The sequence below is a fragment of the Pseudomonas sp. S2_F07 genome (assembly GCF_054668325.1).
Map to the genome: position 1 here is coordinate 735,237 of NZ_CP162758.1, position 23,363 is coordinate 758,599.

The window sequence follows — 23,363 nt, forward strand, 5'->3', positions numbered from 1 at the left end:
CTGGAGGAAGGGTTCGACCACGTCTACGCGGTCCGACCTGAATCAGCTCTCAGAGGCGATGGTTGACTCGACACTGGTTTCTGCCAGCTTCAATCGGTCCGCTTTGCAAATGTATTTATCCTTGCTCTTCGGTGCCAGTTTGGCACTGGCCTTTTTGGCCTTAGCCTTGAACAGCTGCTTTAATTTCTTTTGACGATTCATTTTTTCTACTCGGTATGTCAGGCCTTGAATGATACCAGCTTAAGATATTGGCCCCATTGTGCCGTTACCGACCAGCGAGCAAGAACGCCCGATAAAACGCCGAAAAGCCCGCCACCCTAAAGAGAATGGCGGGCTTTTGTGTTTTTGGTTTTACGTCATTCCAGGCTTCGTGCGTGCCAGTTGCTCCCGGGCAAATGTGCCGAGGGTCTTCAACGCCTTGGCCGCCGAACGCAGGTAGAAGGCTTGCAACTGGAACACGTGCCAGCGTGCGGCATACACCTCCAGGCGGCAATTCACCCCGCAGTCAAGCGCATGCTCGGCCAACCGGGTGGCGTCAGACAACAACAGCTCATGGTCACCGACCTGGATCAACATCGGCGGCAGCCCTTGCAGGTCCACCTCAAGCGGACAGTCCATCACCTGCGTACCGGCATACCAGCCCAGCCCCTGCTCCAGCCAGCCGCGACGGATCATCGGATCCTGTTCGACCCGCGAGGCCATGGAAGCACCGCTCAGGCTTTCGTCAGCCACTGGCGACAACAGAAGCATGCCGGCGGCAAAATGCGGATGCAGATCACGCAGCTTGAGCGCCAGAGCCAACACCAGCGAGGCGCCCGCCGAATCACCGGCCAGGAAGATTCGGTCAGCGGCATACCCCTGAGCCCGTAGTGCCTGGTAGCAAGCCAGCGCATCGTCCAATGCTGCCGGGCAAGGATGTTCTGGCGCCAGGCGATAATCAGCTACCCACACCGACATCCCCGAGGTCTTGGCCAAGCGGCTGGTGATGCTCCAATGTGTATCCGGCGAGCCAAGGCAGAACGCCCCGCCATGCAGGTACAGAATGACCCCGCCGTTTTCACCCTGCTTCGGTGCGACCACTTGCACGGGAACGCCGTTTGCCTGCTGACGATAACGAATCACGCCGCCAGTGCCAGGCATCAACCTGGACAATAGGCTCACGACCTTTCTCTGTGCTGGCGCAGCCAACCCAGGCCCGATCAGAGAGCGAAACGTGGTGCGCAAAAAAAACCTCAGGAATCCGGCGCTCAACGTTTCCGCCCAGTCGCGGGATTCGCCAACGGTCGCGCCGCCTTTAAACTCGCGTGTGAAGCGGTATGCATGCAACCCGGAAAACCGCGTCAGCCAGCGATAGCTCAAGGTGAACCCAGGCCAGTTGGTGCTGTTGTTGCCAGCGTCATCCACATACCAGCTCTTGCAGCCGTTCCACACCGTGTTGACCAGGCGCTGCCGGACCTGCCCATGAAAGCGCTCATACACGCTGGAGTCGACTTCCACGGTGTTGGCGCCGTTGCCCTTCATCGCGCGCCAACAGCGCATGACGTGGGCGATCTGGCTTTCCAGCATGTAGACAATCGAGTTGTGGCCCAGGTTGGTGTTGGGCCCATACAACATGAAGAAATTGGGGAATTGCGCAACCGTCAGCCCCAGATACGCGCGGGTGCCATCGCGCCAGGCATGGTTAAGGTCCACGCCATTGCGCCCGACGATACGCATTGGCGACAGAAACTCGGTGGCCGCGAACCCCGTGCCGTAGATGATCGCATCGACTTCATGCCGCTGGCCGTCAACGGTTTCAATGCCGCTTTCAGTGACTCGCGCAATGCCGTCGGTCACCAACTCCACGTTGGACCGGCTCATGGCCTTGAGGTAATCGCTCGACAGCAGGATACGCTTGCAGCCGTATGGATAATCCGGGGTCAGTTTATTGCGCAGTACCGGGTCCGGCACTTGCCCGGACAACAGTCGACGGAACGGAATTCCCACTGCCCACTTCATCAAGCCCTTGAATCGGGTGAACGCCAGCGCCCGGGACTCGTAGCGCATGTATATCGAGGCACGGTACGCGGTCATCATCCAAGGCACGTTGCGCAGCAATGATTTGGCCCGCTCGGAGTAAGCCCGATCCGGTCGAGGCATCAGGTACGCCGGCGAGCGCTGGAACACTTTCATGTGCCCGACAGTCCCGGCAATCGCCGGCACGAACTGAATGGCCGATGCACCGGTGCCGACCACCGCCACGCGTTTGCCAGCCAGCGAATAGCCGTGGTCCCAGGTCGCCGAGTGGAATACGTGTCCCTTGAAGGTTTCCATACCCGCCAGCTTCGGGAACGCCGGGCGACTCAACTGACCGGTGCCACTGATCAACAGCGATGCACTCAGGACGCTGCCATCCTGCTGAGTCACGTGCCACAGCGAGGTGCGTTCATCAAACTCGGCGGACACCACTTCGGCGCCGAAACGAATGTGCTTGTCCAGCCCGTACTTGTCAGCGCAATGCCGCAGATAGGCATGAATCTCGGCCTGGGGCGCGAACACCCTGCTCCAGTCCGGGTTCGGCTCAAACGAAAACGAATACAAGTGCGAAGGTACGTCGCACGCGGCACCGGGGTAACTGTTGTCCCGCCAGACACCGCCGACGTCCTGTTTCTTCTCCAGGATCACAAAGTCCTTCACACCGGCCTTTTGCAAGGCAACGGCCATGCCGATACCGGCAAAACCGCTGCCGATGATGATGGCGCTCAAGGCTGTTGCCGACTGACTGCCGGTTCCAACTTCATGCAACGACATAAGATGCCTCATTGTTGTTTTCAGTGGTGGCTGTCGTTTCAGTCCGGGCGGAGGAACACACCCGCCCAATACCGCGAATAAGATCAACGGCTTTCTCGGCGATCATGATGGTCGGTGCGTTGGTGTTGCCGCCGACCAGGGTAGGCATCACCGATGCGTCGACGATTCGCAGCCCTTGCAGACCGTGTACACGAAGCTGTGCGTCGACCACGGCCAGTGGGTCATCGCCCATGCGGCAAGTGCCCACCGGGTGATAGACACTGTCGGTACGACGACGCAGTACGGTGCGGATCTGCTCGTCGGTGTCGACCCCGTCGGTGTACAGGTCGCGGGTGATCCAGTTGGCCAGGGCCGGTGCCTGCATCAAACGGCGTGTCAGTCTGAATGCCGCGACCATGTCTTCCAGGTCCTGCGGGTCCTGAAGAAACGCCGGATCAATCAGCGGGGCCGCTTGCGGGTCTTTGCTGGCCAGAGATACGGTTCCGCGACTGCGCGGACGCAACAGGCAAACGTGGCACGACAACCCATGGCCCAGGCGCAACTTGCGCGCATGGTCCTCCACCGGAGCCACGACAAAATGCAATTGAATATCCGGTTTATCCAGCCCTTCGCGCGTCTTGAGAAACGCTCCGCCCTCGGCAAAATTCGAGGTCAGCATGCCTCGACGTTCCCGGCGAAAACGGCCGGCTTCCTTGAGCATTCTGGTACTGCCTGCAAGTGAAACACCCATGGCATCCAGGCTTGAGGTCTTGTAGACGAAAACGAAGTCCGGGTGGTCTTGCAGGTTCTGCCCGACACCAGGCAAGTCCTGCAAGAGCGGGATGCCGTGGCGTTGCAGTTCCTCTTTCGGCCCCACGCCCGACAACATCAACAGTTGCGGGGTCTGGAAAGCCCCGGCGGCGAGAATGACTTCCCGCCTGGCGCGCAGGGTGCGAACCAGGCCGTTTTGCAGCACCTCGACAGCCACGGCGCGAGTGCCTTCAAATAAGATGCGTTGCACCTGGGCCCGGATTTCGACGGTCAGGTTGTTGCGCACGCCCACATACGGCAACAGATACGCCCGCGCCGCGCTGCAGCGCTCACCGTGCTTTTGCGTGACTTGATAGATGCCAACGCCTTCCTGTTCCTCACCGTTGAAGTCGTCGTTCAGCGGCAAACCGGACTCGCGGGCCGCCTCCAGAAAACGTTGCTGGAATGGATTGTCCGAACGCAAATCGCTGACCCACAACGGCCCGCCCCGCCCATGCAAGTGGTTGCCGATGCGCTCGTTGTGTTCGCTGCGACGGAAGTACGGCAAGACATCCTTGAACCCCCAACCGGTATTGCCCAGGGCGGCCCAATGGTCGTAGTCCCATTGATGACCCCGCACGTAGATCATGGCGTTGATCGCAGAGGAACCTCCCAGTGCCTTACCCCTTGGCTGGTAGCCCTTGCGCCCTTCCAGCCCCATTTGCGGGACGGTGTCGAAGGCCCAGTTATTCACCGACGTCGGCACCATTGCCACCATCGCCGCCGGGATATTGACCAGGCTGGACTGCCCGCCACCACCGGCCTCGAGCAAACAGACACTGACGTCCGGATCTTCGCTTAGCCGACCGGCAACCACGCAACCACCGGAACCGCCGCCCACTACGATGTAATCGAAGGTCTTTTTCATTGTTGTTCTCCCTTGTGCAAGGCAGTGCGAGATTTGCGGGGTTACCCGACAACACACAATTGCGCCTCCAGGTTTTCGCCAGGTGCCGCAACGGCCTTTTATTGATGGTTAAACGACGAACCGTGCGCAAAGGATGGTGACGGCCATTGATAAAGAACCGAATGCTGGAATGGGACAATTGTTTTATTATTCGGGCCAACCTTTTCGCCACAGGCACATCGGCATGAGCTTTCGGGATTTTCTGCGTGGCCCGGCCAGCGCCTTGCTGCTGGTGGAGTTCGGTGTCGAAAAAGGCTTGGAGGCCAGCGCGATATTGGCCGGTTCGGGGCTGACGGCAGCGCAACTGGCCGACCCGAATCTGGAGCTGACTGCCGATCAGGAACTGCGGGTGACCGGCAATCTGTTGCAGTTGCTCGGTCATCCTCCGGGTCTTGGTTTCGAAGTCGGTGCACGCTACCACTTCTCGACCTACGGCCTGTTCGGTTACGGCCTGATCAGCAGCGCGACCACCGGGGATGCACTAGCCCTGGCACTGAGCTTTTTGCCACTGACCTACGCATTCACCGTGGTGACCTATGAAGAGCAAGGCAGTGAAGGTGTGCTGACTTTCGCCACGCCCGGGCTGGCACCCGACCTGCGGGATTTTCTGTTGGCCCGGGACATGGCTGCGGGGGCGCTGTTGCTCAAGGAACTGGGGGGCGATGACTTTTCGCTCTCGCGTTTCACGCTGCGCGCAGGTCCCGCTCACGAGTGCGATAACGACCGTTTGTTGGGGCTGGCGCCTGCCTACGCAGCCAGCAGCAACAGCCTGGCCTTTGATCGCTCATTCCTTGCGCGCCCCTTGCCACAAGCCAACGCCGTCACAGTGGGCATGTGCGAGCAGATGTGCACACAGTTGATGCAGCGGCGGATCGCCCGTTCCGGCATGACGGCGCTGGTCCAGCACTACCTGACCAGTACCGACAACACGCCACCGGACCTGTGCGCCATGGCCCGCCTGATCCACGTCAGCACACGCACCCTCAAGCGCCGCCTGCACGATGAAGGCACCACTTTCCGTGCCTTGCTGGCCGAAGCCCGCAGCCACAGTGCCATCGAAATGCTCAACGACGAACGCCTGAGCCTCACCGAGATTGCCGAGCGACTGGGTTTCAGCGACCTGTCGAGCTTTTCCCAGGCATTCAAGCGCTGGTATGGGGTAGCACCGAGTCATTTCTCGCTGCGAAAAAGTAGCAGCGGCGTGTGCTAAATGAGGCACCCGGTCGTTAAGGGGGGCGTTTGAAGCCCGACGCGACCGGCAGCAATCGGCTCCCCCCATTCAACGTTGCTGTTCCACGATCCTGAGCCACGGCCAGCGAGCCTGATAACTTCTCGCCTTCTGATCGAACAGCTCTGGCTTGGGATTCTTTGGATTGATTCGAAGTAGTCCGTGCTCTGTGTCGGCCAGGCCGTTGGGCGCATAGACCTCGCCAGTTTCAATATCCAGGCCAATGCAGGTGCCGGCAACCAGGTAGCGGTCAATCCCGTCTTTGGCTGACTGAAGCCTTGGATAATCCCCGCCAAAGCGCTGGCCGTACCACAGGTGGACGCGAGCCTGATTCTTGATCTCAATGTTCACGTCGAGGTCCTGGAACAGACGCTGACCTGACTGGATAACCTCATTCTCAGCTTCCCACGACAGGTCATCATCGAAGTAAAAGACGTCGTAATCCTTCACACCCCACGCCGGCGGTCGCTGTGCCTGATGATTCCAGACGGCCTGGAACAGGCAACCGGCCGTGAGCAGGCATTGGTTCATACCGAGCTCAGGCAAGCGAGCGGAAATTTCTGCGTTTACCGGGTTGGCCATTGCGATCCTGAGCAGGCTTTCGGCAGTCAATGTCATCTTCATCCCTTCTGATTGATCTGATCCCTGCGACCGACAATACCCCCAACGCTTTTCAAATTTGCGAAAAAGTCGGCCTTTTCCCTCCTTGGGCCAATCTGGCGCGAATCCTGCCTCATTCAACGGCATGAAGTCGGTACTGACTATGTGGGTGACACTTTTGAAGTGAGCCACCTCAGGGCCTGCCCCGATAATCGATAGCTTACTGACGAACAGTCGAGGTCAAGCATGACGAGCGCAACTATGGAACAAGTCAGCCCGCAAACGCTGAGAAGAGTGATTGTGGCCGCCGGCATCGGCAATTTCGTCGAATGGTTCGACTTTGCCGTCTACGGCTTTCTGGCCACGACCATCGCCCAGCAATTCTTCCCCAGCGGCGATGCCAGTGCCGCGCTGCTCAAGACCTTTGCGGTATTCGCCGTGGCCTTTGCGTTTCGGCCCCTTGGCGGGATTTTCTTCGGCATGCTGGGCGACAGGATCGGCCGCAAGCGCACCCTCGCGATGACCATCCTGCTGATGGCCGGCGCCACGACCTTGATCGGACTGTTGCCCACTTATGCGGCGATCGGGGTCATGGCGCCGATTCTTCTGTCCCTGATCCGTTGCGCCCAGGGTTTTTCCGCCGGGGGAGAATACGCAGGCGCCTGTGCCTACCTGATGGAGCATGCACCGAGTGATAAACGCGCCTGGTACGGCAGCTTCATTCCGGTCTCGACATTTTCCGCCTTCGCCGCGGCCGCCGTGGTGGCGTACGCACTCGAGGCGTCATTGTCCGCCGAAGCGATGGGGAGCTGGGGCTGGCGCTTGCCGTTCCTGATTGCCGCGCCTCTGGGCCTGGTGGGGCTTTACCTGCGCTGGAAGCTCGATGAGACACCGGCATTCCAGGCAGTGACTCAGGAACATGCTGTTGCCCACTCCCCACTCAAGGAAACCTTGCGCAACCATGGTGCGGCGATCTGTTGCCTGGGCGCCTTTGTGTCACTCACGGCGCTTTCGTTTTACATGTTTACCACCTACTTCGCGACCTACCTGCAAGTCGCCGGAGGCCTGAGTCGCGCAACAGCCTTGCTGGTGTCCCTGATTGCATTGTTGTTCGCTGCGGCGATCTGCCCGCTGGCCGGGCTGTATTCGGACCGGGTCGGGCGTCGAATCACGGTGATGACGGCTTGCGCGCTGTTGATCGTGGTCGTGTATCCATCGTTCCTGATGGCCAGTTCCGGTTCGTTCGCCGCGTCCATCGTCGGCGTCATGCTCCTGGCGATTGGCGCGGTGTTGTGTGGCGTGGTCACCGCGGCCTTGCTCTCGGAAACCTTCCCTACCCGTACTCGATACACCGCCTCGGCTATCACCTACAACATGGCGTACACCCTGTTCGGCGGCACCGCGCCGCTGGTGGCAACGTGGCTGATCAGCACCACCGGCAGCAACCTGTCGCCGGCGTTCTACCTGATCGCGATTGCCTTGCTCGCATTGGCGGGTGGGCTGGCATTACCGGAGACTTCAAGGATTTCCCTGCATGACGTTGCGGCGCAGGAGAAAGCCGAGGGCGTGGGCGCATCGGCCTGAAAACACGAAACGAGCCGGCAGGCGTCATGTAAGCAGGGTTTCCATCAGCGGCCTCTGACTGCGATGCTCATTCGCGGCTCAGGGGCCACTCAAGTCGACGTCACGAGTGATTTCACATTGATATCGCCGATTTGTCATGAAATGAAAAGAAATTGTCGTCGAATGAAGGGTCGATAGCCTCCCCCGTCCATAAATTCCTCTTCAGGCCCGCGCGTTGAATCCCCCGATCTGACGCCAGGCCCGGCCGGCGCAATGCCTGGGCGCATTCCTGATTTATATGCTCAACATAATAATAATCCGAGGGGTCGCATTGTATGCGTGTGAATTTACCCGTAACCGAGCATGAAAGAGTTTTCCCCACCGAACAGCGATTGATCTCCACGACCGATCTGGACAGCCGAATCACCTACTGCAATGACGCCTTCGTTGCCATCAGCGGATTCACCTACGACGAACTGGTCGGGCAGACCCATAACCTGGTTCGACACCCCGATATGCCACCCGGGGTATTCGTGCATATGTGGCATACCATCAAGCAAGGCAAACCCTGGATGGGTATTGTGAAAAACCGCGCGAAAAATGGTGATTTCTACTGGGTCAGTGCCTACGTCACGCCCATCTATGAAAACGGACGCATGAGTGGTTACGAATCGGTCCGCTCGGTGCCCAGCCGCGACCAGGTCCGGCGGGCATCAGCGCTCTATTCCAGGATGCGGGCCGGCAAGCCGATCGTTGCGCGCAGCGCGCGGATATTCCGGCCACTCCGACAGGGATGGCCATTATTGATGGCTGGCGGAGTTTCACTGGTGGGTAGTCAGTGGCTACCTCAAACGGCGGCACAAGGGGTCCTGATCGCAAGCCTTGGTATTGCCTGGTACCTGATCGAGTCCCGAAATCGCAGGGCCATCGAGCGCACCCTGGCCGAGCATCCGAAAGCCTTTTCCGATCCGCTGGTCGCGCTCACCTACAGCGATAACCACGGCCCCCAGGGGCAATTGGACATGGCCATGCTTAGTGAGGAAGCGCGCCTGCAGACAGCCCTGAGCCGGTTGGTCGACGCCGGGGTCAATGTCAAGGCCAAGGCGGCGCAGTCATCGGAGCTTTCAGGTTCCCAGGCGCAGTCGCTGGATCGCCAGCGCAGTGAAACCGATCAGTCTGCCGCCGCCATTTCACAGATGGCCGCCACCATTCAGGAAGTCACGCAGAACGTCATCAGCACCGCACATGCCGCCTCGGAGGCTGACCAGTTGACCCGTGACGGCAGCGAGTTGGCCCGGCAAAGCCTGAGTGCCATGAAAACCATGCACGAGGCGGTCAACGAGATTGGCCAGGCGGTCAATGCATTGGCGAGCGAAACGCAATCGATCGGCAGTGTCGTGGATGTCATCACCTCCATTGCCGAGCAGACCAATCTGCTGGCGCTCAATGCGGCCATCGAGGCGGCGCGGGCCGGTGAGCAAGGACGCGGTTTTGCCGTGGTTGCCGACGAGGTGCGCTCCCTGGCCCAACGCACCCGCACCTCCACCGAACAGATCCACGGCATCATCGCTTCACTGTATGACGGTGCCGATCGCGCCGTTTCAACGGCCAATCGTGGCGAGCAGATTTCCCGCGAAAGCATGCAAAGTGTCGAGGCGGTGCAGTCGGCGTTGGTCGGCATCAGCCAGGCCGTCACCCGGATAACCGGCATGAGCCAGCAGATGGCCTCGGCATCTGAAGAGCAAAGTCACGTGGCTGAAGATATCAATCAACAGATCACCCGAATTGCCCAACTGTGTGATCACAGCGCCGGGCAGGCCAAGCAAGGCGCCGCCATCAGCCAGGACCTGGAAGTCATGGCCGATTACCTGCACAGCCTGGCCGAACGTTTCAGCCGATAGCCATTGGCGCCTGTTGACCGTCTGGCATCCGGGCAACAGGCAGGCATCGGCCGATACCCGACATATGCAGGGGGTCGTCGGCGACGCTCAGGTCGCTGCATGATTTCGCAGTTGATTGGCGCTCAACAATTGCTGGATCCGCTGGTGCAATCCCGTCATTCAATCTCTGCGTTTATCAAGGCACTGACGTCGCAGGGTAAGGTTATTGATCTCCATGCAACTGACCGAGTAATCGTCATCATTATTATTTTTGGCCTTGTCCTTGGACTTGCCGCAATTGCCATTGTCATTGCAATTGCCCTTCCCCTTTTGATCATTGCTGTTTTTCAAGCAGTTTCTGACATCACTTGCACTGCCCGCATCATCGCAATTGGAACCGGCAAAGGAGATTGATGGCAAAGCCAGGGAGAATAGGAGTGTGCACACAGTCGCTGCGACGATTCGCATGATAAAGCTCCTGAGTAGTCTGCTACTTGCCTGCAAGCAGTGCCTTGGACAGGCACTGGGTAACTGTAACAGGTCAGTTTGAGGCGGCTCGCCAACCTGCTCGATAAAGGCCGCCCGCAAGCGGCCTTTGATTCTCGACGGCATCAGGGCAATGCATAGACCCTGAACAATCTCTTCACGGTAAGGTTGCTCCCGCCCAGATACTGGTCGTAGGCCTTTTCTATGTAGCCCGAGTAGTAGGCTTCACTCAGGGCCGTATCGACCAGCAAACGGAAGTCTTCGTCATTGCGATCCACGATCATCGCCACCGGCGAGTACTCGAAGATCCGGTCCAGGATCATCAGGTTCTTGTCGGCGCCTTCCTTGGCGATTTCGTTGCGCAGCAGCATGCGTTCGGAGAAGAACGCATCGGCCTTGCCCTCGGAGACCAGTTTGACGCCTTCGTCGTTGTTGGCCACGGTCACCAGCGAGGCAATCACGTTGAGCAGGCGCATCTGTTCGCGAATCCAGTCTTCGGTCACGCCCCCTTCCAGGGTCGCGTAGGTTTGGTTGGCCAGGCCGTTGTTGATGCTGGCGCGCCAGGTCGGGCCGGCATTGGCGACCTTGCCGTTGAGCACGTTGAGCAACGGCTCGCCGGCATCGTTGCGCACCACCACCGAGAGGCCGGCGGTGTAGACCGGTATGGAGTAGCTGATCATCTTGCGCCGTTCCAGGGTAGGCGCTGTCGGCGTGCAGAGGATATCGACCTTGCCCTGGCTCACGGCACTGACCTGGTCCGAAACCGTTACCGGCTGATAGTGCACTTGCAGGTCGGGCAGGCCCAGTTCGCTCTTGAGCTTGTCGGCGATTTTCAGGCACAGGTCGATGGCATAGCCGCTGGCCTTGTCGCCCTCCTGCTTGCTGAAAGGGGCCAGGTCTGGCAGGTAGCCCAGGGTAAAGGTGTGGCTGCTGCGCACACGTTCGAGGGTATTGGCGCCAGCCACTAGCGGCAGCGTCGAGAGTGCGAAGGCGAGCAGCAGTCTGGTGGTTGTGGCAAATGGTACGTTCATGTCCGGTTTCCCCGTATGCAGATGTCTGTGCAGTCCTGTTGGCCACGCCTAAGGGTTTGCGACCCTGGCCTGGTTGGCCGCTGGCGCTTCGGTGAAGCGCTTGGCGAGGAATCCATAGAGCAGGTAGCCGACAGCGAGCACCAGGGTGCCGCCCATCACTGCATCCTTGCCGCAGGCATACAGGGCGTACAAGGAGTACGTTATGGCAATCAGCAAGACCACCAGGTTGCGCGAGTAAATGCCCGACGAGACCCCGGCCTTGTGCATGATCACCAGCAGGCCGGTCATCGCCGTTATGTAAGGGATCAGGTTGGTAACCGCCGCCAGGCTGACCAGTTTGCTGAACTGGGCGGCGGCATCGGGCGAGATGGTCGACAGGGCCATGAGGGTCTGCAGCACACCGCAGACAATCATGCCGACGACGGGCGCATTCATCGAGTTGACCTTGCTGAACAGCTTGAGGAACAGGTTCTGGTCAGCCGTCATCTTGGCCGTTTGCGCCAGGGTGAATTGCCAGCCCAGCAGCGAGCCGACACAGGCCATGACCGCCAGCGCCATGACGATATTGCCCACCATCGGGCTGAACATCGTGGCGTAGACCAACGCGAAAGGCGCCGAGGATTTGGCCAGTTCGTCATTGGGAATGATGCCCTGGATGACAGTGGTCGACAGCACATAGACCACGGCGGCACCGAGGGTGCCGAACAGGCAGGCCAGCGGCACATTGCGCTTGGGGTTTTCCACGGCATCGGTGGCCTGGGCCGCCGACTCCATGCCCAGGAAGGCCCACAGGGTCAGGGGGATGGCTTTGCCGATGGCTTCGGAAATCGGCAGGCTGTTGGGGTTCCAGGCAGCGGCCAACACATCGGACTTGAACCAGAACCAGCCGATGATGCTCAGGCCCGCGACCGGAATGATCACCCCCCACACCGTGAACGCGCCGATCTTGCCGGTGATGCCCGGGCCACCGAAGTTGGCGAAGGTGGTCAGCCAGATCAGCGAGATCGTGCCGACGCACAATGGAATGGCACCCGTGCCCAGCCAGGGAACGAAGGCGGTCATGTAGCCCACCGCCGAAATGGCCACGGCCACGTTGGCGATGGCCAGTGACAGGAAGTACAGGTAAGAGCAGAGGAAAAAACCCGACTTTGAGTGGGCTTCTTCGGTGTACGCGGACAAACCGCCGGAGCGCGGACAGAAGACTCCGCACTGGGCAAAGCAGTAGGCGATGGCCATCGAACCGATTGCCGTGAAGATCCATGACAGCAGCGAGACGGCACCCAGTTGAGCCATGTTGGTGGGCAACATGATGATGCCCGAGCCCATCATGTTGACCGTTACCAGCGTCGTGAGCCCCATCAGGCCCATTTTCTTGCTTGAATCAGCCATCGCAAACTCCTTGCCTTTTTGCAGGGTTTTGAACCTGGGGCTGGCGACGTGCAACACGCGGCCGGACAGGGGCTAATGCTTACTGCTTGACCAGATGAACGCCTCTTACCCGTGGAGCATCAGGCCTTGATCACATACCCATACGCCCGGGTACGACCGCCTTCCTGCTTCAGGTACACCCCCTGCAACTCCGGCGTAAAACCGGGCAAGCGGTTGATGCCCTTTTTCGGGAAGTGTTCCTTGCGGAACATGTACTTCTGCAACTGTCGAAGACGCCATTGACCTGCAAGATGACATCCCGCAGTTGCTTGTAGATCGCCAGGGAGCGAATGCTGCGGCCCTGAGAGGCCACCAGGAAGATCGGGATATCGAAGCCGGTGCGCTTGATGGCATCCAGCACTCCGGCGGCCAGGTCATCAATGCAGAGTAAGGCGACGGCGACATCGGTAAAGTCTGTCTGGTCGAACCGGACGACTTCACGGGTATTACGAAAACAATCCCGGACCGCATCGCTGGCAGCGATTTTCAATGCGTTCATATCCAGAATCTCTCGGTCTACTTGACGTTGAAGTTCCTGGGACGAGTACCTTCAGGGGCATCATGTCCCGGGTCCGGAGCGATTGCCCTATTGGGTATAGTCCATTTTTACAATTTGTTACCCCTTGCCGAAATTTTATCGGTCAATGCAACACCCCATCGGTTGCCTCCAACCTTTGGGGTGCTGCTCATCCAGCCATCAGGTGCGCCCGGCGGAACCTGTCACGGGCAGGTTCCCGAGCAGCTTGAGCCCGGTACTCTTCACGAACGTCTCATAGTCCATCGGCTTCTCGATTCGGGTTTCTGCGTTAGGCAGCACGTAGGCCCAGGCACGTTTGGACGATGCGTCGTACACCAGCTTGAACAGACGGGTCGGCACCCAGACCTGGTTGTCGCCGATGGTCGAGTGGCCCGGGTCAAAGAGCGGGCCGGTAAAGACAAACACGTTGCCATCGGCGCGCTTGGCAAACTTGCGGACGTCAGACTCGACCTTGCTCCAGATCTTGCGGTTGTTGGTCGGGTCTTGCGGCACCATGTTCGACAGCGCAAAGGATTGGGCCATTGCCTTGGGGCTCGGGGCATCGGCTGCCGGGGATTGATGGCCTCGGTCCACGGCCGGCTTCTGGCTGCGGTAGTCGCTCAACTCGGCGCGCCCACTCTTGGGAATGCGTGGGTCCGGGTAGAACTGATTGGTACGCTCCTCCCCTTTGGCATCCTGCAACTGGGCCGCATTCAGACGCTCGACCACCACCAGCGGGGTCTTGCTGGTTTGCGAGTACAGCACCGCGAAGTTGTCGGAACACAGCGCCAGGGGTTTCATGGAGGATGGCACTGTCGCCGTGTTGATCGGTTTCGCTGCCGGGAACAGGTCGGCGCAGCCGTCAAACGATGCCTGTTTCTGTTTGCTTGAATAGAGGTCCAGGGCCGCGTTCTGGCTGATCGAACCGGAGCGGGACGTGTGTTCATGTTGCGCGGTGGGCGGTTTGAGGAGATCCAGCAGACTGCGGGCTTGCGCCCCGGTCGAGAGCAAAACAAGGGCCGACAGCCCAACTGCAATTTTGCGTAGGTACATGGGTTAAATCTTCGAAAGGAATTGAGGGATAAACGTGCGGCGAGGCCCGATTCATGGAACCAGGTGGAGGGTGCTTCTGATTATGTGGCGGCGATCATGCTTTCGCGGTCCTTGATCAAGTTATCGATGCGGGGTGTATGGACCATGACAAGATCGGTTAGTGCAATGCCGTACTCGGCAGCCATATTATTGTGACGTGGTGGTGGATGACTTATCCAGCCCCCCTCGATACCCTTTCGCACCCGGGAACCTGACGGCAGTTCAGGCCAAACCACACTCATCCAGACGAACCAAAAATGAAATCCTCCGCAGGTTTGCTGTTGTCAGGTATCGAACTGGACCGTGCCAGTTCCATCCCCTTGTACCGCCAACTCTACTTGCAGATTCGCAAACAGATTCTCAGCGGCAGGATTCAGGGCGGCGTGCGCCTGCCCTCCACCCGGACCCTGAGCAAGGAACTGCAGCTGTCGCGAATCAGCATTCTCAATGCGTTCGATCAGCTGATTGCCGAAGGTTTCCTGACGTCGCGGACCGGGGCCGGGACCTATGTGGGGCATGAATGGGAGAGCCGCGGTATCGACGACGATGAGCACAAGCGCCAGCCCCCTCGCCTGTCCGACCTGAGCCAGTCCATGCTGTCGTTGCGCAGCGATCATTTCCGCGGTGTTTCCTATGCCGGCTGGGCGACCGGCAGCCCGACCTCGTTCCTGCCCAGTCACAGCGCCTACGATGCGTTCCCGCAATCGGTCTGGAAGCGCCTGTTGAACCGCCACCTGCACAAGCCGACCAAGGCCATGCTCGGCTATGGCGAATTGCAGGGATTGCTGGCCCTGCGCGAGGCGATTGCCGAGTACGTCTTCGATGCCCGTGGCATTGATTGCACTGCCGATCAAGTAGTCATCGTGTCCGGCGCCCAGCAAGCTTTCAACCTGCTGGGCATGCTGTTGCTCAACCCGCAGGACAGCTTCTGGATGGAGGATCCGGGGCATATCGCGGCGCGCATTGCGCTCCAGGCCCAGGGTGGCCGGGTCGTGCCGTTGCGTATCGACGAACAGGGGATCGATGTCCGGCAAGGCCTGGCTGTGTGTCCTGACGCTCGCCTGGTGTTTACCACACCTTCTCGCCAGCATCCCTTGGGCATCACCATGAGTTATGGGCGGCGCCAGGAACTCATCGACTGGGCCGCCCAGAATCAAAGCTGGATCATCGAGGACGACTGCGACAGCGAGTTTCGCTACAACGGCCGCCCCCTGCCGGCACTCTATGCCATGGACCAATGGGCCCGGGTCATCTACGCCGGGACCTTCAGCAAAGTGCTCTTCCCCTCGCTACGACTGGGTTACGTGATACTGCCGAACGCCTTGATCGAACCCTTCTGCACCCTGCGGGCGGTCATGGATCGCAGCCCGCCCACCCTGCTCCAGGCCGTCACCGCGGACTTCATGCGCGAAGGCCACTTTCTCGGCCATATTCGTCGAATGCGCGCCCTGTACCAGGCTCGCCAGCAGGCACTGGTGGAACACCTGCACAAACGCCTGGGGACTTTCTTCAGGATCACGCCAGTGGAAGCCGGTATGCACCTGATCGCCTGGTTACCCGCGCATCTCGATGACGATGCCCTGGCCAGGGAACTTGGCGAGCATGGCATTCATACCTATCCCCTGAGCGACTACTGGGTCGAACACGTCTTGCCGCCGGCGCTGCTGATCGGCTTTGCCAGCACCCCCGAGGACCAGGCTCAAGCGCGCGTCGAAGCGCTGGCCCAGGCCCTGGACAAAATGGGCTACCTGCAACCGGCCACTTGACCCAAGGCAAGTGGCCTTATGAATTAACTGATAATGGATCTATCGAGAGTTCCTGACTGGCGCGATAAAGGCTGCGCCGGTAGACCCGGTGTCTGAACCAGGAACGACTCGAATGAACAATAAGATCCAGGAACGATTCAACGCCTTGCTCAGCCATAAGGCTGTCGAGGCCGAGGCTCCGCCCCTACTGACCGAGGCACTGGCCCGCCAGTTGCTCGACCGACTGGCGCAACTGCGCCTGTTTGCCCATGCCTACCCCTTGCTGACCAACCTGACCCACGGCCGTGTCACCCCCGGCGACCTGCTGGACTTCGCCTATCGCCACGAACTGCAGGGCCTGAGCCTGCACTTGCTCGACGGTGAGGAAAACAGCCTGAGCCAAATGACAGCCGCGCAGCTTCAGGCGTTCGCTGCCAAGGCCAATGCCTTGGGGCTCGATGTGCATCTGGAAATCAGCAGCACCCTGAAAAAGGATGTCGATCAAGTGATCGCCATAGCCGGGGCGCTGGGCACCCGCAATATCCGTGTCTACTCACGCTACGAAGGGGCGCTGTCCCGGGTGATGGACGTGATCGAGTCAGACCTGCACTACCTCGCGCAACAGGCAGACGAGCACGATCTGTTCTTCGACTTCGAGCAACATGAAGAACTCAAGAGCGGCGAGATCGCGCAACTGCTTAGCCGCTTGAACCACCCTCGGCTGCACGCCCTGTTCGACTTCGGCAACATGATCAATGCCTGCGAACAGCCCCTGGCGGCACTGCGCGCCCTGGCCCCGCACATACGCCAGACCCACCTCAAGGGTGTGCGCATCGTGCCTGAGCAAAACGGCTTCGGGCATTACGGTGTGCTGCAAGGCAGTGACGAAGACGACCTGCCCAGCGCACGCATGCTGTTCGAATTGCTGATGCTCGGCGAATCAACCCCACAGGTGATCGCCTTCATTCTCGAGCAGGAAAACCACTACGTCGCCCCGGCGTTCCGCCAGCTCGACGAAGCCGCCGACCCGTTCATTGCATACCGGGAAATGAGTGAAACAGCGCTGCCGGAAGGCTTCTCGCTGGAGCGAATGCTGGCCGATGAGCATCGTTGGGCAAACAACCAGGTGGCCTACGTACGAGGCCTGCTGGCCGAGTTCCGCACCCTGGCCGAGTTGACCCTGGCCCAATGCCCTGACGCCTGAACCTGACGTGCCCATCGGCACTGCCTACCCAATCAAGCCTGGAGAACAATAATGACATCCCAAGACAAGGCCAAATGGCTCAGATTCCTGATTCTCATCCTCGGTGGTGGCACCATCTACAAGCTGGCGAATCTCAAAGACGCCTTCTACATCCCCATGCAAGAATTCATGGGGCTGTCCCACACTGAAATCGGCGTGCTGCTGAGTGCCAACGCCATCATCGCCACGGCGCTGTTCGTGGTGGGCGGCATGCTCGCCGACCGCTACGACACGCGCAAGCTGATCCCCCTGGGCCTGATCGGTACCGGCGGCCTCGGGCTCTACCTGGCGACCTTTCCGCCCTTCAGCAATCTGCTGGTGGTGTTCTGCCTGCTGGCCGTGTGTGCCGACTGCCTCTTTTGGCCTTCGCTGCTCAAAGCCATCCGCAACCTGGGCGACGATAAGGAACAGGGGCGCCTGTTCGGCCTGCTCGAAGGCGGGCGTGGCGTCATCGATACCCTGGTCGCCTTCTCTGCGCTGGGCGTCTTCGTCGCCATGGGCTCCGGTGAAAACGGTCTGAAGTCGGCGATCCTCTTCTACTCGGTCATCGACATTCTTGCCGGCACCCTGACCTGGCTGCTGCTCAAGAGCGGCAAAACCCAGTCGACCGTCAAGCCGAAGAACGGGTTGTCGAACCTGCTCGAGGCCATCAAGGTGCCGGGCATCTGGCTGGTCAGCCTCAATGTGTTCATGGTCTACATCGTGTACTGCGGCCTGACTTATTTCATTCCCTACCTCAAGGAAATGTACGAACTGCCCGTGGCCCTGGTGGGCGCCTACGGCATCATCAACCAGTACTTCCTCAAGATCCTGGGCGGCCCCGCCGGTGGCTTCATCGCCGACAAACAGTTCAAGAGTTCCAGCCGCTATCTGAAGTGGGCGTTCCTGGCGTTGTTGCCGCTGATGGGCGTCATCATGCTCATCCCGAAAAGCCCGGATTACATCTACGCAGGCATGGCGGCCACCCTCTCCTTCGCGCTGATTGTGTTTTCCATGCGCGGCGTGTTCTGGGCCCCCATGGGTGAAGTCGGCATTCCCCAGCACATCACCGGTTCAGCCTTCGGGATCGGTTGCCTGATCGGCTATGCACCCGGCATGTTTGCCTACGTCATCTATGGCGCCATCCTTGACCACTTCCCGGGTCAACAAGGCTACAACTACGTGTTCTCGTTGATGAGCGTATTGGCCATTGTCGGGTTCATGGTGTCCAGCCTGCTGTATCAAGCGGTCCGCAAGAATGCCACGATCACTGGCAAGGTCAGCGCCGCGCAAGCCTGAACATAGACAGTGAATGCAGCGCGGCGGTAACCGGAGTCTCTCGGTTACCGCCGCACGGCGTAGCCATCAAAATGCGAAAACGGCTTCCCCGGTTGGCCATTCGGTTCGCGCAGCTGTTGCCGCTGCAGGTGTTCGAATTGCCGCTCGACGTCGGCTCGTTCCACCCCGATGAGTGCATCTGGCGCAACGCCAACATGAGCCGGTGCTGGCGTGGCTGATCGAACAAATCCTGGCGGTGCGGCCAGCTTGAACTGACGCACGGCATAACGCCTTGCCTGAAATTGCACAAGGCGGGCGTCGGATCGCTATACAGTGAACTACTGTCAGTCATGGGCATGGCGCCCACAGCCAATCTCCAGATATCCATCGAATTGCAGGGTTTCCAACCGACATATCACGATGATCACGGAATCAGGCCGATGGAAAAAGATGCAAGAGCCGAATCAAAAAACCAGACGTTTACCGCGCAGGAGACTGAGTCCCCGGGCGAACCAGCCCCTGTTTGCGAAGTGGCTGGCAATGGCATCAGGCGCACTCGCATCGGGGGCCAGGCGCGCGAACTCAGTCGCTCGACCCAGTTTGTCATTGTCGCTGCAGTGATCCTGGGGCTGACCATGTTCTTCGTCGGTAATCTGGTGAGTGAACGGATAGAAAACGCCGCCGTGCACAGCGCAGCAGAAGCTGCCGCTCAGTACATGGATACGTTTCTGGAGCCCTATGTGCAGGAAATGAGCCGGGACAACGCCCTCTCGGCTGCCAGCGTCCAGTCCCTCGATCGCCTCGCGGAAAGTCGTTCGCTCAAACAGCACATTGTTTCGATCAAGATCTGGCGAGCAGATGGCACGGTGATCTACGGCACGAACAAAGCCATCACTGACCGCAAATTCCCACTCGATGAAATCACCGAGGCACTCAAGGGCAATGTGGTTACCGACCTCAAAGACCTGAAGGAGGAGGATGAGAACGAGTTCGAGCGCAAACTCAACATGCCGCTCTATGAGATCTACGCGCCCCTTCGCGACTCACGCACCGGAGATATCATTGCGGTGGGCGAGTTTTATGAAAAGGCCGATAGCCTCAAGCGCGAGATCAATCGCGTCCGGCAGCAGGTGTGGGTGGACGTAGGCACCGCGACACTGGCGATGCTGACGCTGCTCTTCTTCATCGTGCGACGCAGTGACAAGATTATCCTGCGACAGCAAGTGGCACTGCGCATGCGGTTGCAGGAGCAAACCCGCCTGCATCTCAGCAATGCCGAACTCCAGCACAAGATGGCGACGGCTACCCAGGAGTTTTCCCGGATCAACGAACTCACCTTGCGGCGCATTGGTGCAGACCTGCACGATGGGCCGGCGCAGCTGTTGACCTTGATTCTGATCCGTCTCGACGACCTGGCCGAAAACTGCTCCGCTGTCGATCAGGAGTCGCTGGAAACCATTCGTGGCGCCGCCACCGACGCATTGAGCGAGGTCCGCGATTTATCACGAGGCCTGGCGCTTCCGGAAATCAACGACCTGAGCCTGGAGGAAGAGTTGCAACTGGTGGCGCAACGGCACGAGCAACGCACTGGCACCCGGGTCACATTAACCATGGGGCGGCTACCGGAGGCCGCGCCACTGCCGCTCAAACTCTGCTTGTACCGTTTTGTGCAAGAAACCCTCAACAACGCTTTCCGTCATGCCAACGGCGAAGGCCAGGTCATCCGTGCGCAATACGTTGATGAGGTATTGAACATCAGCGTGAGGGACGGTGGTCCGGGCATGGCGCAGGACGCCATGCTGCTCGAGACATCCGGCAGAACCCGATTGGGGCTCGCCGGTTTGCGTTATCGCGTTGAATCCCTGGGCGGGTTGTTCAGCATCGACTCCAGCGCCTCGGGTACGTCGGTCAATGCACAGTTCAAGCTTTAGTCAGAGCTGCTGTGGGCATCCACTGGGGTTTTCCCCTCACCGTTGTGAAGGCGCCCGACAGCTTCACGCTCCCAATAACGCCGTAGAGCCGTGACCGCTTCGACACGATTTCGGGCGTGCAGCTTGTGCATCACGCAGCCCATGTGGTGCTTGACGGTTTTTTCGCTGATCGACAGCCTTGTCGCGACTTCCCTGTTGGTCAGACCCTTTGAAACTTCTCGAATGACCTCCTCCTCGCGGTGGGTCAAATCAAAGTTGGGCGTTTGCGCCTCGTGCTTCTTGCTGTTACTCAGCAGTTTGTTGGCAAACTCGGGGGTGATATAGGTCTCACCCTTGGCAACCGACCTGATCGCCAGGATCAGGTCCGGTCCGCTGACACCCTTCAACACATACCCGCGCGCGCCAGCATCCAGTGCCAGAAAGGCGTCATCTTCAGACTCCGAAACCGTCAGCATCAGCACCTTCACATCCGGCAGTTCAGTGGAAATGAAGCGCACCGCGGCGAACACATCCCCCGGCATATTGACGTCCATCAGCATCACGTCCGGGTACACCCTCTGGGCGATATCCCTGGCATCCTGCGCATTGGCGCCCTGCTCCACGACCTGAAGATCCGCCCGTTTTCTCAACGTATTGGCAACGCCCTCACGTAACATCGGATGATCGTCGACTATGCCGATGCGAATGGATGGACTCATGACGCGGCTCCCGAACGGATAAGCATTCGAACATTCATTGATTAATAGCAGGGAACCCGGGGGCACGCCGGTCACCAGTCGTATGTTTTCATCCGACCAACAATCGCTCCCCTGGACGTTGCACCAGGCAAAACCAGGAACAACGTCAAAAGCGACGGATTTCCAACGTCGCGCGTAACCCTCCAGGGGTGCGGTTCTCCAGTTTGACCTGCCCACCAAAGCGATCGGCAATGGCCTTGACGATGGTCAGCCCCAACCCTGCACCCTGATCATTTCCGCGGCTGTAGAAACGCTCGAAAAGCCGATCGCGATCCTGCTCGTTGATGCCCGGGCCCTCATCCTCGACAGACAGTTCGTAGCGGGTTTCCTTCTCGACCAGCCTTACAGTGATCACGCCATGCCGAGGGGAGAAATTCGCCGCATTGGTCACCAGGTTGTTCAAGGCAATATCGATCGCGGCCGGGTCGACTCTGGCAAGGATGATGTCGTCGCTGACTTCAAAAACCAGTTCCAGCCCCTTGCTCAGCAACCAGGGCGTCAACTGGACCAGGCTGTCGCGAACGGTGCTGGCCAGATCAATAGATGCAGGCGGTTCAGTCCCTGCTCCAGGCTCAATACGAGCCATCGTCAGCAATTGATTGACCAGTCGACTGGTACGGTCCACACCGGCAATCAGGAATTCCAGCGATGCGCGACGATCCTCTTCACTCCCCGCTTCCATCAGGTTTTGCGCGTGGATCCTGAGCACGGCCAGGGGTGTACGCATTTCGTGGGCGGCATCGGCGATAAAGCGTCGCTCGCGCCCCATGACTTCCTGAATTTGCGCGAGCATGCGATTGAGGGCCGCCTGCATGGGCTCAAGCTCAGTGGGTAGCGGCGTCAATTGCAGGGGTTCGAGCGAGCCGGGCTTGCGGGCCCGCAGCGTTGCAGCCATGTTGACCAGCGGCTTCAATCCCCAGCCGATGGCCAGCCAGATCATGGCGGCCAGCAACAGACTCCCCAGGATATTGGGCCACAGCGTGTGGCGTACGATCCGGTCCACCAGGTCCATTCGCACGTCGTCCCGTTCACCCACCCAGATGCGCAGGTTGTTCTGCTTGTCTTCAAGCAGGAAGGCGCGCCAAAGCCGATTGTTCAGATCGACTACATCGCTGAAGCCTGGTGTGACCGGCGGTGTGCTGAAGGACGGAGAGCTGGCCGTATGTACCAGCACTTCGTTCCTGGCGTTCCATACCTGAAACGCAATCTTCGTTTCATACGGATGCCCTTCGGCCCTGGGCGTCGCCTCGTTCAGGGCCTGGTTGAAAGCCTTGTACAGGTCCGCATGGTCCTTGCTCACCATGGGCATGCGCATGACCCCTTGCAGCAGGCGAGCGTTCTGGGCCAGATGGGCATCATAGACTTCGGCGATTTCGTGATTGCTGTCGTGCAGATTGAACACGCTGATCACGCCCAGGCCGGCGAGCATCAGGCCGATGATCAGGACCAGGGTGCGACGCCGGATCGAACTCATCGACGCTCCTCCACCAGGTACCCGATACCACGGACGGTGCGGATCAGATCGGTGGAGAACTTCTTGCGCAGGTGATGGATGTGCACTTCCAGGGTGTTGCTTTCGGCCTCTTCGTTCCAACCGTACAACAACTGCATCAGATGGTCGCGAGTCATTACCCGGCCCGGTGGCGAGAGCAACTCGTGGAGCAACTGGTACTCCTTGGGTGTCAGGGCCACCGGCTCGCCTTTGTAGCTCACTTGCTGGGTGCCGGGGTTCAGGCTGATACCGGCGTGCTCGATCAGCGATTGTCCACGCCCGGCGCTGCGCCGAAGCAACGCACGTATGCGCGCCTTCAGTTCTGCCAGGTCGAAAGGCTTGATCAGGTAGTCATCGGCGCCGGCATCCAGGCCGGCGATGCGGTCTTCGGTGGCATCGCGCGCGGTCAGGATCAACACCGGCAGGTTGGAACCGCTGTCGCGCAAGCGCCTGAGCACTTCGAGACCGTCCATGCGAGGCAGGCCAAGGTCGAGCACCGCCAGATCGAAGATTTCACTGAGCAACGAGTGCAAGGCGCTGTTGCCGTCTTGCAACCAGTCGACGGTATAACCTTCACGGCCGAGGGCCTGATGAATGCCCTCGCCGAGTGCCACGTCATCCTCTATGAGTAATAAACGCACAGGGTC

The 23,363-nt window shown here is 59.5% G+C and carries 19 protein-coding genes and 2 pseudogenes; 10 read left to right on the plus strand and 11 right to left on the minus strand.

What is annotated here, in order from left to right; all coding sequences use genetic code 11:
• Positions 1 to 42 precede the first annotated feature (42 nt).
• The 3 genes from AB4O40_RS03210 to AB4O40_RS03220 form a co-directional block, all read right to left on the minus strand.
• Positions 43 to 201 carry a DUF2986 domain-containing protein gene (locus AB4O40_RS03210; RefSeq protein ID WP_082562965.1) on the minus strand — a complete coding sequence of 53 codons (159 nt, stop codon included), beginning with the start codon at positions 199 to 201 and terminating at the stop codon, positions 43 to 45.
• 150 nt (positions 202 to 351) lie between these two features.
• Positions 352 to 2,790, minus strand: a complete 2,439-nt coding sequence (locus tag AB4O40_RS03215) for a flavin-containing monooxygenase (protein ID WP_460160130.1) — start codon at positions 2,788 to 2,790, stop codon at positions 352 to 354.
• The gene (locus AB4O40_RS03220; RefSeq protein ID WP_460056123.1) at positions 2,777 to 4,447 is read right to left on the minus strand and encodes a GMC family oxidoreductase; all 1,671 of its coding nucleotides are present in this window, start codon (positions 4,445 to 4,447) and stop codon (positions 2,777 to 2,779) included. The genes AB4O40_RS03215 and AB4O40_RS03220 overlap by 14 nt, the downstream gene beginning before the upstream one ends.
• 223 nt (positions 4,448 to 4,670) lie before the next feature.
• Here AB4O40_RS03220 and AB4O40_RS03225 point away from each other — a divergent pair, with 223 nt between their 5' ends.
• Complete coding sequence (locus AB4O40_RS03225) at positions 4,671 to 5,696, plus strand: AraC family transcriptional regulator (protein ID WP_056725112.1); 1,026 nt, start codon at positions 4,671 to 4,673, stop codon at positions 5,694 to 5,696.
• A 69-nt stretch (positions 5,697 to 5,765) separates the two neighbouring features.
• On the opposite strand, the gene AB4O40_RS03230 is transcribed toward AB4O40_RS03225, so the two are convergent.
• Positions 5,766 to 6,332 (minus strand): nucleotidyltransferase family protein, encoded by a 567-nt coding sequence (locus AB4O40_RS03230; RefSeq protein ID WP_223541177.1) that lies wholly within the window; start codon positions 6,330 to 6,332, stop codon positions 5,766 to 5,768.
• A gap of 228 nt (positions 6,333 to 6,560) precedes the next feature.
• On the opposite strand from AB4O40_RS03230, the gene AB4O40_RS03235 reads away from it, so the two are divergent.
• The 4 genes and pseudogenes from AB4O40_RS03235 (at position 6,561) to AB4O40_RS03250 (ending at position 10,171) form a co-directional block, all read left to right on the plus strand.
• Positions 6,561 to 7,898 carry an MFS transporter gene (locus tag AB4O40_RS03235; protein ID WP_056724938.1) on the plus strand — a complete coding sequence of 446 codons (1,338 nt, stop codon included), beginning with the start codon at positions 6,561 to 6,563 and terminating at the stop codon, positions 7,896 to 7,898.
• 314 nt (positions 7,899 to 8,212) lie between these two features.
• Positions 8,213 to 8,521, plus strand: a pseudogene (locus AB4O40_RS03240) (PAS domain-containing protein); the annotation flags it as partial.
• 282 nt (positions 8,522 to 8,803) lie between these two features.
• Positions 8,804 to 9,778: pseudogene (locus AB4O40_RS03245) on the plus strand (methyl-accepting chemotaxis protein); the annotation flags it as partial.
• 99 nt (positions 9,779 to 9,877) lie between these two features.
• Positions 9,878 to 10,171 (plus strand): hypothetical protein, encoded by a 294-nt coding sequence (locus AB4O40_RS03250; protein ID WP_223541175.1) that lies wholly within the window; start codon positions 9,878 to 9,880, stop codon positions 10,169 to 10,171.
• 197 nt (positions 10,172 to 10,368) lie between these two features.
• Here the strand turns inward: AB4O40_RS03250 and AB4O40_RS03255 are convergent, their stop codons facing one another.
• The 4 genes from AB4O40_RS03255 to AB4O40_RS03270 form a co-directional block, all read right to left on the minus strand.
• Positions 10,369 to 11,274 (minus strand): amino acid ABC transporter substrate-binding protein, encoded by a 906-nt coding sequence (locus AB4O40_RS03255; protein WP_056724943.1) that lies wholly within the window; start codon positions 11,272 to 11,274, stop codon positions 10,369 to 10,371.
• A gap of 48 nt (positions 11,275 to 11,322) precedes the next feature.
• Positions 11,323 to 12,663, minus strand: a complete 1,341-nt coding sequence (potE, locus tag AB4O40_RS03260; protein WP_056724945.1) for a putrescine-ornithine antiporter — start codon at positions 12,661 to 12,663, stop codon at positions 11,323 to 11,325.
• Between the two features lie 169 nt (positions 12,664 to 12,832).
• On the minus strand, positions 12,833 to 13,201 hold the full coding sequence (locus tag AB4O40_RS03265) for an Orn/Lys/Arg decarboxylase N-terminal domain-containing protein (RefSeq protein WP_460056116.1): 369 nt from the start codon (positions 13,199 to 13,201) through the stop codon (positions 12,833 to 12,835).
• A 198-nt stretch (positions 13,202 to 13,399) separates the two neighbouring features.
• Positions 13,400 to 14,272, minus strand: a complete 873-nt coding sequence (locus AB4O40_RS03270) for a DNA/RNA non-specific endonuclease (RefSeq protein ID WP_056724948.1) — start codon at positions 14,270 to 14,272, stop codon at positions 13,400 to 13,402.
• Between the two features lie 296 nt (positions 14,273 to 14,568).
• On the opposite strand from AB4O40_RS03270, the gene pdxR reads away from it, so the two are divergent.
• From pdxR to AB4O40_RS03295, 5 genes are all read left to right on the plus strand, one after another.
• On the plus strand, positions 14,569 to 16,077 hold the full coding sequence (gene pdxR, locus AB4O40_RS03275) for a MocR-like pyridoxine biosynthesis transcription factor PdxR (RefSeq protein WP_460056112.1): 1,509 nt from the start codon (positions 14,569 to 14,571) through the stop codon (positions 16,075 to 16,077).
• A gap of 112 nt (positions 16,078 to 16,189) precedes the next feature.
• Positions 16,190 to 17,260, plus strand: coding sequence for a sugar phosphate isomerase/epimerase family protein (locus tag AB4O40_RS03280; protein ID WP_460056109.1), 1,071 nt, complete (start codon positions 16,190 to 16,192; stop codon positions 17,258 to 17,260).
• A gap of 51 nt (positions 17,261 to 17,311) precedes the next feature.
• Positions 17,312 to 18,577, plus strand: coding sequence for an MFS transporter (locus AB4O40_RS03285; protein ID WP_056724954.1), 1,266 nt, complete (start codon positions 17,312 to 17,314; stop codon positions 18,575 to 18,577).
• A gap of 92 nt (positions 18,578 to 18,669) precedes the next feature.
• On the plus strand, positions 18,670 to 18,795 hold the full coding sequence (locus tag AB4O40_RS03290; protein ID WP_263291638.1) for a hypothetical protein: 126 nt from the start codon (positions 18,670 to 18,672) through the stop codon (positions 18,793 to 18,795).
• Between the two features lie 201 nt (positions 18,796 to 18,996).
• Positions 18,997 to 20,487 (plus strand): sensor histidine kinase, encoded by a 1,491-nt coding sequence (locus AB4O40_RS03295; RefSeq protein WP_460056104.1) that lies wholly within the window; start codon positions 18,997 to 18,999, stop codon positions 20,485 to 20,487.
• On the opposite strand, the gene AB4O40_RS03300 is transcribed toward AB4O40_RS03295, so the two are convergent.
• From AB4O40_RS03300 to AB4O40_RS03310, 3 genes are all read right to left on the minus strand, one after another.
• Positions 20,484 to 21,185 (minus strand): response regulator, encoded by a 702-nt coding sequence (locus AB4O40_RS03300; RefSeq protein WP_056724958.1) that lies wholly within the window; start codon positions 21,183 to 21,185, stop codon positions 20,484 to 20,486. The two genes, AB4O40_RS03295 and AB4O40_RS03300, sit on opposite strands and share 4 nt — an antisense overlap.
• A gap of 145 nt (positions 21,186 to 21,330) precedes the next feature.
• Positions 21,331 to 22,698 (minus strand): sensor histidine kinase, encoded by a 1,368-nt coding sequence (locus AB4O40_RS03305; RefSeq protein ID WP_223541172.1) that lies wholly within the window; start codon positions 22,696 to 22,698, stop codon positions 21,331 to 21,333.
• Positions 22,695 to 23,357 carry a response regulator gene (locus AB4O40_RS03310; RefSeq protein ID WP_056724962.1) on the minus strand — a complete coding sequence of 221 codons (663 nt, stop codon included), beginning with the start codon at positions 23,355 to 23,357 and terminating at the stop codon, positions 22,695 to 22,697. Before AB4O40_RS03310 ends, AB4O40_RS03305 begins: the two co-directional genes overlap by 4 nt.
• Positions 23,358 to 23,363 lie beyond the last annotated feature (6 nt).